14 protein-coding genes are annotated in these 13,976 nt (G+C 44.9%); 5 read left to right on the top strand and 9 right to left on the bottom strand.

The window, feature by feature from the left end:
• Positions 1-67: 67 nt before the first annotated feature.
• Entirely contained in the window at positions 68-295 is a 228-nt protein-coding gene (locus MLD56_RS21345; RefSeq protein WP_029517178.1) for a DUF1128 domain-containing protein, read from the top strand.
• A gap of 192 nt (positions 296-487) precedes the next feature.
• Here MLD56_RS21345 and MLD56_RS21350 read toward each other — a convergent pair whose 3' ends face one another.
• On the bottom strand, positions 488-1,207 hold the full coding sequence (locus MLD56_RS21350) for a pirin family protein (RefSeq protein WP_029517177.1): 720 nt from the start codon (positions 1,205-1,207) through the stop codon (positions 488-490).
• Positions 1,208-1,438: 231 nt separating this feature from the next.
• Here MLD56_RS21350 and MLD56_RS21355 point away from each other — a divergent pair, with 231 nt between their 5' ends.
• The 4 genes from MLD56_RS21355 (at position 1,439) to MLD56_RS21370 (ending at position 3,551) form a co-directional block, all read left to right on the top strand.
• On the top strand, positions 1,439-2,143 hold the full coding sequence (locus tag MLD56_RS21355) for a phosphatase PAP2 family protein (RefSeq protein WP_029517176.1): 705 nt from the start codon (positions 1,439-1,441) through the stop codon (positions 2,141-2,143).
• 135 nt (positions 2,144-2,278) lie between these two features.
• Entirely contained in the window at positions 2,279-2,536 is a 258-nt protein-coding gene (locus MLD56_RS21360) for a GlsB/YeaQ/YmgE family stress response membrane protein (RefSeq protein WP_013311925.1), read from the top strand.
• A 41-nt stretch (positions 2,537-2,577) separates the two neighbouring features.
• Complete coding sequence (locus MLD56_RS21365) at positions 2,578-2,979, top strand: YtxH domain-containing protein (protein ID WP_029517175.1); 402 nt, start codon at positions 2,578-2,580, stop codon at positions 2,977-2,979.
• 95 nt (positions 2,980-3,074) lie between these two features.
• On the top strand, positions 3,075-3,551 hold the full coding sequence (locus tag MLD56_RS21370) for a DUF5665 domain-containing protein (RefSeq protein WP_049816975.1): 477 nt from the start codon (positions 3,075-3,077) through the stop codon (positions 3,549-3,551).
• A gap of 114 nt (positions 3,552-3,665) precedes the next feature.
• Here MLD56_RS21370 and MLD56_RS21375 read toward each other — a convergent pair whose 3' ends face one another.
• From MLD56_RS21375 to MLD56_RS21410, 8 genes are all read right to left on the bottom strand, one after another.
• Positions 3,666-4,625, bottom strand: a complete 960-nt coding sequence (locus MLD56_RS21375; protein ID WP_029517173.1) for a magnesium transporter CorA family protein — start codon at positions 4,623-4,625, stop codon at positions 3,666-3,668.
• 121 nt (positions 4,626-4,746) lie between these two features.
• Entirely contained in the window at positions 4,747-5,520 is a 774-nt protein-coding gene (locus tag MLD56_RS21380; protein ID WP_013311929.1) for a sigma-70 family RNA polymerase sigma factor, read from the bottom strand.
• Positions 5,517-5,969 (bottom strand): anti-sigma B factor RsbW, encoded by a 453-nt coding sequence (rsbW, locus tag MLD56_RS21385; RefSeq protein ID WP_013311930.1) that lies wholly within the window; start codon positions 5,967-5,969, stop codon positions 5,517-5,519. The genes MLD56_RS21380 and rsbW overlap by 4 nt, the downstream gene beginning before the upstream one ends.
• A gap of 18 nt (positions 5,970-5,987) precedes the next feature.
• Positions 5,988-6,326 (bottom strand): STAS domain-containing protein, encoded by a 339-nt coding sequence (locus tag MLD56_RS21390; protein ID WP_023990272.1) that lies wholly within the window; start codon positions 6,324-6,326, stop codon positions 5,988-5,990.
• Between the two features lie 99 nt (positions 6,327-6,425).
• Positions 6,426-8,096, bottom strand: coding sequence for a response regulator (locus MLD56_RS21395; RefSeq protein ID WP_029517172.1), 1,671 nt, complete (start codon positions 8,094-8,096; stop codon positions 6,426-6,428).
• Positions 8,097-8,115: 19 nt separating this feature from the next.
• Positions 8,116-8,985, bottom strand: a complete 870-nt coding sequence (locus tag MLD56_RS21400; protein ID WP_029517171.1) for a CheR family methyltransferase — start codon at positions 8,983-8,985, stop codon at positions 8,116-8,118.
• Between the two features lie 79 nt (positions 8,986-9,064).
• A complete protein-coding gene (locus MLD56_RS21405) occupies positions 9,065-12,784 on the bottom strand; it encodes a response regulator (RefSeq protein WP_029517170.1) in 3,720 nt (1,239 codons plus the stop codon).
• On the bottom strand, positions 12,768-13,949 hold the full coding sequence (locus MLD56_RS21410; RefSeq protein ID WP_029517169.1) for a PP2C family protein-serine/threonine phosphatase: 1,182 nt from the start codon (positions 13,947-13,949) through the stop codon (positions 12,768-12,770). The genes MLD56_RS21405 and MLD56_RS21410 overlap by 17 nt, the downstream gene beginning before the upstream one ends.
• Positions 13,950-13,976: the final 27 nt, after the last annotated feature.

Below are 13,976 nucleotides of genomic sequence, written 5' to 3' on the forward strand. Positions count from 1 at the left end.
ATTCTACAACAAAAACATGATACAATACAGGCAACTTCCCCTGTTATGAAAGGATGGAAAATTAACGATGGATTTGTCTGTACCGTCTCATGCCAACATTGAGTATATGATTGAGGGCATTAAAACCAAGCTCCGTATGGCGAGTGGTGCTGCTATGCAAGCTTCCGCTTTCTCGCTGGAGCAATACGAGGACATCCATGATGTCTATGATATGGTGATAAACAAGCCTAACCTGAGCATTTCCGAGGTTGAAGCTATTGTTTCTGAACTGGGTAGATTGCGTAAGTCCTCCTGAATCAGCCTATAGGAATACAGCTTAGCTGTATTCCAACCTATCATCATGAGCAACAGCCTTCATGCCAGTGGCCCTGTCACCGTAAATAAAGCTCGTACCTCCGCTCGCTTCAACAGACGCGCAACGGGGATACGAGCTTTATTTTTCGATTGCATATACGCATTTTCATACACTTCTTCACTCAAGGATGCTTCAAGGTAAATCTGCTAACACCAGTTCAGATATATCCTCATTATCTGTAGCTAGTATCTTTAATGCACAACTTTTTTGAATTCGTGCAGCATCACCAGGCCCTAACTGAAAATCTCCATCCTGGCACGTAACTTCCACATGACCGCTAACTACATAAATGTGGGTGCGGCGCTCCTCTTGCTGCGGATATTCAAGCTGCTGGCCTTTTTCCAATCTGCTCAGATACAGATTTATATCCTGCGCGATGGATAACGTTCCCTCCACTTCTGAACCAGACACAACAGGCTGAAGCTGATTTAGGCGTTCACTGTGCTTGAATCTTTGCACCTGATAAGAAGGCTGAATGCCAGGGCTCTCGGGTAAAAACCACATTTGCAAAAAGCGAACCGGTCTTTCATCCCCAGTATTTCGCTCTTCATGTTCAATCCCGGTGCCTGCACTCAGAACCTGAATCGAGCCGCTTTTTAAATCCTGCTCATGTCCCAAGCTATCGCTATGATGCAATTGGCCTTCAATTACATAAGTGACGATTTCCAAATCGTGATGCGGATGTCTTTTGAAGCCTTGCTGCGGTTCAAGTTTGTTATCATTATGGGCTAGCATACAACCGAAATGGGCATTGCTCGGATCTTCATAATCGGCAAATGAAAAGCTAAACTCACTATGAATCCATCCTTTATTTGAGGTATGTCTTTCTGCCGATGTCACTATTTTAATCATCCTTAACACCTCCATGGATTACAGTTCCGTAAAGCAGCCTTGCTTCGTGATGACTATTCCACTTTCGGCCCTGGCATTGCAAACACTGTGATACGATCCCTTTACCCCGGGCTTAAATGCCTCAATCAGCCTGTCGTCTCCGTCGAGTTTTGCTCTTAAGTTCATTATTAGTTAAGTTAATAGTACGAAAAATTAAATCTATTACAGCCATAAGGAGGAGATTTATTACATATGCTATCCCATAAACCCCAACCATCCCGGTTCCTACCAAGCTATTTGCGTCGTAGTCTGTATGCATCTATTATCATGATCGCTGTGATGCTTCTCATCGCCTACTCTGTGCAATGGATTGGCACGGCTCCTTTTCTATATTGGGATGAGCGTATACAGGATGCTATTTTTCCAGACACAGCAGCTACTCATGACCAATTGCTAACCATCGCTATATTCATTACGTCTTTCGGTTCATTCAGCATGTCGTTAATTATCGCCCTCGGTGCTGCTACCTTATGCTGGGTCTTTCTTCGTTCAAAAGCTTATTCCTTTGCGATCCTAAGCAGCTTTACGGCGATGTGGGTGCTGAATACGCTCATTAAAGAAATTCTGCAACGGGAACGCCCGTCACTTCAACATTTGGTTGAAGCCGGGGGCTACAGTTTTCCCAGCGGTCATGCGATGATTTCCATGGGATCTTACGGCATGATATTTGCCATCTGGGCTATAGAACGAAAGATTCGTGAGCGTTCGCTCTTCCTCCCGTGCGTTCTTGGTGCACTGCTCATTATATTGATTGGACTAAGCCGTATATATTTAGGAGTTCACTTTCCTACAGATATTGTGGGTGGTTATATTGCAGGCATCATTTGGCTGGCGTTTACCGTTCCTATGATCTATTGGCGAGCGAAAATGCAACTTTCTTCTCCCCCCCGCCCATAACGTCCGATTCGGCTTTTTGTTTCACTCCGGGTCATGACGTTTATATACGAAGTAAGCAAGGCACAGCAATATCGAAGCTCAGCATTTATCAAAAACGTTATCGTTTGTGAACTTAGGATAAGGGAGGCGATCCTTGTGTGGGGAATTGTACTAAGTATTGTAATGGCCATTATTATCGGATTGATTGGCGATGCACTAGCTGGACATGAAATGCCTGGCGGCATTGCAGGCTCTATGATTGCTGGATTTGTAGGAGCTTGGCTAGGTGTCATGCTGTTGGGAGACTGGGGCCCGGTCATCGGAGATTTTGCAGTCATTCCAGCCATACTTGGAACCGCATTGTTCGTATTCTTGCTCGGACTTGTGTCCAGGCTATTGAGAAGGGCTACCTAACATTTATATATATTTTTATTCTATAAAAGGAGTGATATATCATGAGTAACATTGACAATCAAAATATGGCAAGCACTTCAGGTTTTGCAAAGGGTTTATTCATTGGAGGTTTGATTGGTGCTGCGGCAGCCCTGCTGTTCGCTCCAAAGCCGGGTCGCGATTTACGTAGTGATCTGTCCGAAAAAATGACTGTTGTCTCCGATAAAACGAAGGATGTCGCATCTGTAGTTAGCAGCAAAGCGACAGATTTGGCCAAAACCGTTTCCACTAAAACAGCAGATGTAGCCAAAACGGTATCCGAGAGTAAAGACAACATCGTATCCAGCGTAACCAAAGCTTCTGCCGATGTCGCTAATGAAGCGGCCAAAGCGGATAAAGAAGTTATGGATGCAACCGCTCAAGCAGCCAAGGACACTCAAAAACAATTAAATGCAAATTCCTAATAGGAACACATTCCGATTACAACCAAAATAATATCCAAACACTGAACAGCCAGCATGCAAGAAGCTGGCTGTTTTTAAATGATAGAAAGGCTGGGATGACAATGAACAAACCAAACTCCTATGGAGATGATCTTGCTCGGAACAACAAGAGAACCTTTCACCCCCTCCAGGCTCAAGATCAGCCAGATGAGATTTCATCCAAGCAGACCTCTTCTACTCATCATCATGTTAAAACACATGATCCGGAGAGAGACTTTGATGTAAATGAGCATCCTTTTGAACTTCGCCATGAGGTCAAGCGGCTTAACAAACGCCTAGATCAAATCGCAGATACATTGGAAAAAGCAGAATTCAAAGATATTATAGAGAACTACTCCAGCACGAAAAGAAGAATTATGAGCAATCTGACTGCAGGGATTGCACGTGGTCTCGGCCTTACGCTGGGTACAGTGGTCATACTCGCCTTGCTCGCTTGGTTGCTCAGTTTCCTGGTACAGTTAAATCTTCCGGTCATCGGAGATTTCATCGCCGAATTATTAGGATATATCAAAATGAGCCAAGGTACTAAGTAATTGTCCCTATCTCATTTAAAAACGATCCATCGTAACCGATATAGACTCCCCAAAGAGCCTCCTGTTACGATGGATCGTTTTTTATTTGTAAATTATAACAGCCGTAATCAGCCGCTACAATTTGTTGCGCTTGTTAGTTTTCAATAAGTCACCTGTCCACCCCTTCATCATCAGCCAGCCGTACATTCCCGCCATACTTAGCAATGTGGCAATAATCACGGCGGTAAAACCCCAGCCTGTTTTAATCCAAGGCAGATTTTCAAAGTTCATGCCCCAAATGGCCCCCACTACAGTGGCAGGTGTAAAAACGGCGGTCACAATGGTGAGCGTCTTCGTAATCTCATTGCCCCTAAAAGCGGAAATGGCCTCGTCAATAGAGATCAGGGTGTCGATTTCCTTTTCATAATGCAGGAAAAGTCCTTCCATCCGAGTCACACGGTAAAGTAACTGCTTAAAAAAGCGATTCTCCTCCAGTTTATCCAAATATGCCTCCCGAGAAGCCGTTACCAGCTCTGAAAAAGGAATGAACATATTGCTCCAATACAACAGCTCGAAACGTGCATTCAATATAGAATCCATCAGTGTACGGGCATTTCTTTTCTCCATGTCCTCTTCCAGTCTTCTCAGGTTGATCTCGAACTTATCCATACCTGTATGAAAATAATGAAGCACGGCTCTCGCCAATACAAACATGCCGTCAGCTGCATCCTCACACTGTTCCAGCATTTTTTGGCGTTCCGCGGTGTGCATAATTTCACGGGTATTTTGATCCAAATTTAACGTCACCAACTTCTGGTTTAGAACCAGAAAATAAAACTTGTTGCAATTGCGTTGACTATCGATTTCCTCTTGAACGGAGTAGATCAGCGACCCGTACATTAAGGGCTGATTGCCATCTGGAAAGCGCACAGATATAAAGCTGGATGGAATGTCCTCTACCTTGTCCAGCCATTCTGCGGCTTCTGGGAGCTTCTCCTTCAAGTGCTGTATGACCGAATCTTGCCAATTCCCAGCACTGATGTCCCACCATTCCCATCCTCCACGAAAGGAAGAAATCTGTTCAAATGCTGTCATGGATTCCAACCTTCCTCCCAACCTTTTTCGCTTTATAAAAAGGACACGTTTCCCCAAATCGGAATAACGTGTCCTTACGATGTGACATCAAATATGTTAAACCAAGAATTCCGCGTTTTTCTCATGAAATAGAGGAATTAGACATAATCTGCTTCAGCTTTTCCGTAGCCCGCTTCTGAATACGGGAAACGCTCATCTGTGATACGCCCAACGTCTGGGCAATCGCACGTTGAGATTGACCGTCCTGAAATGCCAGAAGAAGCACCTTCTGTTCCTGCTCCTTCAGTTGGCTTAAAGCCTGCTGCAAATCCATTCGTTTTTCCACAGTGTCATAATCGTTAGCATCCGAGCTAATGAGCTCGCCTAACGTAGCTGCACTCTCTTCCTGGGATAAAGGCGAGTCCAGTGAAACATAGTGATAGCACTCACGACCAGCAAGCACCTCGATCGTTTCTTCCACGGTTAGATCCAAATAGGTCGCAATCTCGTCCACATTGGGTGAGCGTTCCAACTTAACGGTCAGTTCATCAATAGCATGTTGAACAAGCGCACCCTTTTCCTTAATGCGGCGAGGAACCTGGATGTACCAGGATTTGTCGCGCAAATAATTTTTCATATGTCCCAGCATACTTTTCATAGCGTACGGTTCAAATGGGATACCCAAGCTGATATCGTATTGCTGAAGCAGACGTATCAAAGCCATCTGACCGGTCTGATATAAATCCTCGTATAAGTCCGGACGGTTACGGGAGATTTTCCCGGCAGCCATCTTGACCATCGGCTCATACTTGCGGATCAGCACGGTAGCAATCTCGTTATCCTTGGTTTGCTGGTACTCCCAGATTAGACCAACGGCTTCATCCATCGACTCCGGGGGAGTTACCTTTTCATTCATACTCTTTCCTCACTTCTGGTCAAGCGCTTTACCAGCACCACTTCGGTGCCTTTTCCTGTCTCATTCAAGATATGGACATCGTCCATAAGCGCCTGCATGAGATAAAAGCCTAATCCGCCTATCTGTGCATCATTCAACTCCTTGTCATGCAAGGATGCGATACGGGACGGGTCCTCCACGCGTTCAAAGCTCTCCCCTTCATCTTTGACACGAATGGACAGCGAAACTTCATCAAATTCGAATGTCACTTCCACGACTCCCCCCTCATGACCATATGCATAAAGGACAGAGTTATTACAGGCTTCCGATACAGCCACTTTCATGTCTTCAATATCCTCATAAGAGAATCCCATTTTCGCGGCAATACCGTATAAATTTAATCTTACAATATCAACAAAGTCAGCAGTTGCCGGCAAATTAAGAACTACTTTTTGAATTTGAGCGTTCATTTCTTTTTCTTTCCTTTCCTATTGGGAATTCTCCTGGGGGACAAAGAATTTGGCAATACCAGTCATATCAAATAGCTTTTGAATTTGAGGCGGTACCTCTTGAACAGCAAAGCGAGACTCCATCCCATGCCTTGCTTTTAAAATGGATAACAAGATTCCAATACCTGTGCTGTCAATGTATTTAAGGTCTCTCAAGTTAATAATCAAATCTTGGCTGGATTCCCCCACCAAAGGCTCCATCACCAGACGAAAATCAGGTGCTACCGAAAGATCCAACTCTCCACTCAGATAAACGGTATTTACGCCATCGGTTGTTTCCGTAATTGCATTAAACTTCTCATTTTTATTTGTATTCATAGGCCTACTCTCCCAAAAAAAGATTTCCCTACATACTAACCCATTATACGAGCGTTTGAATCACGGTATAACTTTTTAAACACTACCAAATGCCACCATCTAAGCTTCATTGATCTGATCTTTACCCGGTTGCATTGGAAAATGGTCCGGAGAATGCCGTAGCAATGCCTGTTTTACACTGCTGATTTTAACGGGCTTACTAATATAATCGTTCATCCCCGCTTCAATACATCGAGGCTGAATACCCTCCATGACGTTAGCCGTCATGGCGATAATGGCAGGTTGCGATCTTCCCGCCAATTGTTCACGCACTCTACCCGTACACTCCAGACCGTCCATCACAGGCATCTGCAAGTCCATAAAGATATAGTCATAGTCCTGATTAGCCGTGACCATATCAAGCGCCTGCTGTCCATCTGCTGCCACATCTGAAGCCAGTCCGAGCTTATCCAGTATATTAACCATCAGCTTCTGGTTAATCGGATGATCATCAACGACCAGTACAGGTCTACGACTTGGAGATTCCTGATGTGGAATTTCCCAATCGTGGCTGGACTCTCCCTCCAGTTCATTTTCCTGAGCAAAGCCAAGCTTCATTGTGAAATGAAACGTCACGCCCTGTTCTCCGCTCGTATCTACACGGATATCTCCGCCCATCATATTCACTAAGGTTTTACAAATGGCGAGTCCTAACCCGGTTCCACCATATTTACGTGTCATTGAAGAATCCAGTTGGGAAAAGGGCTGAAACAACCTTCCAACCTTAGCCGGATCAATACCAATGCCTGTATCCTTCACAGAAAACTCAACGGTAAGTCCATTATCGCTTTGCTCTTTGACAGATGCGAAAACATACACCCCGCCCCGGTCTGTAAATTTGACAGCATTGGATATCAGGTTAATCAGTACTTGACGCAATCTTCCCATATCTCCATATAACACAGGAGGCATCTGTTCATCGAGAAAATAAACCAGTTCCAAGTTCTTTCGGTTCACTTCTACCGTAAATAGGCTGAAAACTTCCTTGATACAGGAAACCAGATCAAAAGGATATTCCTCTACCTCCATTTTGCCTGACTCCAGCTTAGTGAAGTCCAGAATATCATTAATGACTGCTACCAGTGCATCTGCACTACGACGGATGATATCGGCATATTCCTGTTGGTCGCTTTGCAGCTCCGTCTCCATCAGCAAATCAATCATTCCAATGACGCCGTTCATAGGTGTGCGGATCTCATGGCTCATCATCGCCAGAAATTCCGTTTTGGCATTGGCAGCAATCTCCGCTGCCTCCTTGGCGGCAATCAGTTCGCTGTTCATCTTCTCCAGCTGCTGGGTCTTCTGATGAAGCAGATGGGACTGTGTCTTCAAACGCTTGTTTGTCAGATACATTTGCACGAAACCTTCAATTTTGGACTTGAGAATTTGAGGGATGAACGGCTTAACCATATAATCAATACCGCCTGCTGAATATCCCGCAAATAAATGCTCCGCTTCCTTGCTGTTAGCTGAAATGAAGATAATCGGAATATCCTTCGTTTTCTCTCTGGCCTTGATTAGCTTTGCGGTCTCAATACCATCCATACCCGGCATCTGCACATCCAGGACTACGAGTGCAAATTCATCTTTTAATAGACATCGCAGCGCTTCTTCCCCGGATGTGGCCTTTACCAGATTATATTGTTCACTCTCCAGCACCGCCTCAAGAGCGAGCAGGTTCTCAGGTCTGTCATCTACCAGCAATATATGAATCGGTTCATGAAGCCCCATGGAATCCTCCTAAGCATCTCTATTTAATCTTCCGGTATATTTTTTCTATCCGGTCCAGCGGCTCGTAGGAATCACTATAATCGGTAAAATGTATGGATTCCTTGGCCCCAAGCACCAACACGCCAAAATGACTCAAGCTATCATAAAACAACCCATGTACATGGTTGCGAAGTTCGTCGTTAAAATAGATCATGACATTCCGGCAAAAAATAACATTGAACTCGTTAAAGGACCGGTCTGTCGCTAAGTTGTGCTCCGCAAAAATAATATTTTTCCGTAAAAAAGGATGAAACATCACTGAATCATACTTGGCTGTATAATATTCAGAGAACGATTGTGTGCCCCCGGACTCCAAATAATTTTTGGTATACAGCTTCATTCGGTCGATCCCGTATACGCCTTCCTTCGCCTGCTGTAAAGACAGGTTATTCATATCCGTCGCATAAATGCGGGCCTTATCATATAAGCCTTCCTCATGCAGCAAGATCGCCATAGAATATACTTCCTCACCCGTGGAGCAACCTGCATGCCATATTCGAATATACGGATACGTTCGCAAAATAGGAATGATTTTCTGTCTGAAATTCAGAAACAGCTCCGGGTCACGGAACATCTCGGTCACCGGAATGGAAAGGCTCTGTACCAGCCTATCGAAGGCGCTGCGATCATGCAGCACCTTCTCCTGAAGTCCTGATATCGTGCTTACATTCTCGGACTGCGCATGATAATAAACACGCCGCTTAATCGAAGGCAGAGCGTAGTTACGGAAATCGTAGCCGTACAGCCGATGTATACCTTCCAGCAACAGCTCAATCTCAATCAATTCCCGCTCGGCATCATTCGATTTCACTTCATTAGCAGCATTATCCGCCATATCCTTAGATGTCATAATCTCTCTCCAATTCCTAAATAGGTTTTGCCTGTGCCGCTCCCATCATGTGTCGATTTATATTACCCATTTTTTTGGGTTACGAATACAACCACACCCGCATTAATGATAAAAGTTGTTCGGTTTGAATCGGTTTTTTTACATAATCGGAAGCGCCTGCCTCAATACACTTGGAACGATCATCCTTCATGGCCTTGGCTGTCAGGGCAATAATAGGCATCTTCTCGAATTGTGGCATTAGCCGGATACGTCGCATCGCTTCATATCCATCCATTTCCGGCATCATCATATCCATCAGCACCAGATCAAAATCAGGTGTCTGTTCCAGCAGTTCCAGTGCTTCTCTTCCATTTTCGGCAAAGGTAACATCCATACGATAGCTTTCCAGCACACTGGACAGAGCAAATACATTGCGAATATCATCGTCTACCAACAATATTTTTTTACCTTCAAACAGCTCTTCCTTGTTGTATAGCTTTTGCAAAATTTTTCGTTTGTCCTCAGGAAGATTCGCCTCTACACGATGCAAGAACAGCGTTGTTTCGTCCAAAAGCCGTTCCGGCGATTTAACATCTTTAATAATAATAGACTCTGCATATTTGCGAAGTTGCGTTTCTTCTTTGTTATCCAGATCTTTGCCTGTATAAATAATGATCGGCAGATCAGCTAGCTGCTCGTTCTCTCGAATACGATCCAGCAGCTCAAAACCAGTCATGTCGCTCAGCATCAGATCCAGTACCATGCAGTCATACCGCTGAGTGGCCAGCTCATTCAGTGCTTCCTGACCTGTCGATACCGCCGTAATGGCAACATCATCATGATCGATCAGCTCAATAATGGATTTACGCTGATTATCGTCATCTTCAACCACAAGAAGACGTTTGACCATTTGGTCTGTATACGATTTTATATGTGAAAATGCCTTATCCAGACTTTCCTTCGAGGAAGGCTTTTTGAGATAGGCAATCGCGCCCATCATTAGGCCCTGCTTCACATCATCTATGACTGAAATAACATGCACTGGAATATGACGTGTCGATGAATTTCCTTTTAGCTCGCCTAAAATGGACCAGCCATCCATCACAGGTAATTGAATATCTAATATAATAGCGTCCGGCAAATAAGACTGAGCCATGTTGAGCCCATCGTCTCCTTGGAGAGCGATCAGTGCCTTAAAGCCCCGGCTACGGGCCATATCGTACAAAATATTAGCAAAGTTAATATCATCCTCAATAATCAGCAGCACTTTATCCTGCGAGGTAATCTCGTTTCGGTCGTCCCCTGGATGTATAATGTCCTCCGCTTTGTTTTTCGAAGGTATCTGATATAATGGCAACTGTTTAGCAGGCATAATCATGGGAAGGTCCGTTTCTGCCGAGGCTGCAACATTCTCAAAATTCGAATTCACATCCGTACCGTTAAATTCCTCTCTCGAATGAGAATCCATATCCTCAGCCGTAGGCGTTTGTTCCGGCAAATACAGTGTGAAGCAACTGCCCTGTCCCTGCTCGGATTCCACCGTAATCACACCGCCCAACAATCTGGAAAGCTCGCGGCTGATTGACAGACCTAGTCCTGTCCCCCCATATTTCCGGCTGGTTGTACCGTCTACCTGCTGGAAGGCTTCGAAGATCAGATCCGTTTTATCGGAAGCAATCCCAATGCCCGTATCATGCACAGATAGAGCCAGATAGGATCTTCGTGGATTTAGCAGACCCGGAAGCTGTTCTCCATTTGCCCGAGATACACTGAAACGAATAGATCCTTCCGTGGTGAACTTGAATGCATTGGACAACAAATTACGTAAAATTTGTTTGAGACGATAACCGTCACTGATAATGGCATCTGGCAAGTTCTCTTCGATCTCGGTATGCAGTTGAAGCCCACGTTGGGCTGCGACCGGAGCAAAATTCTGCTCCACAAACAGTTCCAGTTCCTTCAAGTGGACCGCTTCATGGTTAATATCCATTTTTCCAGCGTCCACTTTGGATAAATCCAGAATTTCATCAATCATTTTCAGCAAATCCGCGCCTGACATATAAATGGTTTGTGCATATTCCACCTGCTTCGGCTTGAGATTGCCTTCCTTGTTCTCAGACAAGAGCTGAGAAAGAATGAGCAAGCTATTTAGCGGAGTACGCAGCTCATGAGACATATTGGCCAAAAACTCAGATTTGTATTTGCTTGTGATTCCTAGCTGCATGGCCTGTTGTTCCAACTGAGCTCGTGCATGTTCAATCTCGTCGTTCTTTTCTTCCACTTCTCGTACCTGTTCTTCTAGCGCTCTGGTTTTGGCAATTAGTTCAGTATTAAAATGCTCCAATTCTTCTTGTTGACGCTGTAACAATTCCTCTGAACGCTTGAGTTCCTCTGTTTGCTCCTCCAAATTTTCGTTGGAGCGCTTGAGTTCCTCTTGCTGAGTTTGTAGCTCCTCGGACTGGCATTGCAATTCCTCAGTAAGTGCCTGGGACTCGCGCAGCAATTGCTCTACACGCATCCGTCCCTTGATATTGTTCAGAATAATCCCCATGCTCTCTACTAATTGAGCAAACAGCTTCGTTTCCAGATCACTGAAGCGATCCAGTGACGCTATTTCTATAGCACCGATGCACTCATCTTCGAACAAAATAGGGAAAATCATAATTCCCACTGGCTTACTTTCTCCTAAGGCAGAGCCTATGGACAAATATCCGTCAGGAGCCTCTGTAATCAAGATCGGCTTACGATCCAAAACACATTGTCCGAGCAACCCTTCGCCTACCTGGATAACGTCTCTAATCGAATTTTCGCCAGTCACCTTTGCATAGGAGCCGTATAACTTAAATCGGTTGTCTTCTACATCTTTTCCTTGCAAATAGATGGCTCCATAACTGCCTCCCAAGATGGGCGTAAACTCACTAATGAACATCTGAGCAACTTGCTCCAGTGAATTTACGCCACGGAACAACTCAGTCACCCGAGCAGTATTGGCATTAAGCCAAGTTTGGTCCTTCTGCGTTTGAAGAACGGAATGTTCAAATTTCCGCTTTTCTTCCAAGTCTCCGGCCATTTGTTGAAATACACGAGCGACCTCACCGATTTCATCTTTGGAGGCAACACTCATTCGGCTGATGGCCCTGTACTTTCCCTTGCCAAAACCATTAATCATGAGATTCACGACATTTAGACCTTTGGCAATACTTGGGAGCACCCACAAAATAACCAGTAAGCCCATGATCAGGCCGGCGGCCATCAGAATTGTGGTAATCTGCACAGATTCTTCATACGCCAAATTAGCTTGCTTCATGTCGCTATCAATTTCCCGATCCTGAAAAACGGCAAGGGCATTAATACTATCCATCGCCTCCTCTTGGGCAGGCAAACCAGTACTATTGCGGAAAGCGTTAGCCTCATCAATACGATCTTGCCCCAACAAAGAGACCAGTCTTTGTTCGTAACTTAAAAATTCATTCCACGCGACGGCTACCCGATCAACCTGCTGTTGCTCTTCACTGGTGCCGGAATTCGTTTGCAGACTAGCCAGCACTTTCGTTCCAGTAGCCGAAATATCGTCCAGCTCGCGTTTGGCCTCACTAACGGAGGAACCTGGATTCAAGATCAGATTGGCCATCACTTTGGCCATATCGTTCACCTGCCCGCGAATAGCTGTTGTTTTCCGGACTTTCATATATCGATCCTGATAAACCTGATTCAACTGCTCATTCAGGCTCCCCATCCGGTCATAGCTGATTAGTGTCAGCACAAGGAGGATCGCCATAAGCGATCCAAAGCCAATCAGCAGTTTATTTCTGATTTTCATGCAAGCTCTCTCCCTCTTTCAACGAAATCCAGATCAGGCATTTATCATCATCACGATCTTGTGGCGCCTCTTTACGAAAAAAAGCATCCAGCATCGCTTCTTCATTCCATTGCTCATATTTACGCAGACACTCAGTCAGATACTCCAACTGCTCCTCATATTCACCTTCCACCGCCTCCAGCAAGCCATCCGTATACAAAGCGATATGCCCTGTTCCTTCATAATGAATCGTGTGCATTTCTGCATCAATCTTATCAAATAAACCAACCGGGCTGCATGCACGGTCAAATTTGGTAATGCTACCATCCTGGTTGAACAACAAACCGGGAGGATGTCCCGCATTTACATAGTCAATTCGCCGTGCACGGGTATCAATCACCATATAAATCGCCGTAAAATAATACTGTACCAGCTGTTTGCCCAGATCCAGTTGATTAAAACGACGATTCAGCTCTTGTATGACCTTCTCAGGCTCCACATACGTGGTCACCGTGTCCTTAAGTACAGATGCAATGAACATGCAGAACAGCGAAGAAGAAATGCCATGTCCCATCATATCCAGCAAAATGATGGCATATCGCCCCTCCCCTAACGGATACCAAGAATATAAATCCCCTGCCAGTTCAAAGGAAGGCTGATAGAGCGCATTTACTTGCAGCACCGGGTCCTGAATGGCAGGACTAAGTACCGCTTGCTGCACCATCGCGGCCAGCTTCAACTCATCCTGAATTCGCTGATCCCGATCCTTATGCCAGTCCTTCTCCAATTTGAGACGCAAGGCAGATCGGATTCGCGCCATTAGCTCTACCTTGTTGATCGGCTTCGTGACGTAATCGACGGCTCCCACATCCAGAGCTTCAGCCAATTTTTTAGAATCACCTACAGCCGTTACCATAATAATCGGGATATCTTTTAAATGCTCATATTCCTGCACAATACTGCAAGCTTCAATGCCGTCCATTTCAGGCATCATCATATCCAGCAGCACCAGATCAATATCTGAAGGACGGGGCCTGAGACTAATGGTACGATCGCCTATTCCCAGATGCTCTAACATTTCTGCGGCCGAGTTAGCAGAGATCACATCCCGATAATTTTCTTTTTTTAGTATCTCACGAATAATAATGATATTCGTCGGGTTATCGTCAACAATTAGAATTCTCATTGGCTTCTCCTTATCTGTAACTCATGT

Origin of the sequence: Paenibacillus peoriae (genome assembly GCF_022531965.1) — a bacterium.
In the GTDB taxonomy this organism is placed as follows: Bacteria; Bacillota; Bacilli; order Paenibacillales; family Paenibacillaceae; genus Paenibacillus; species Paenibacillus polymyxa_D.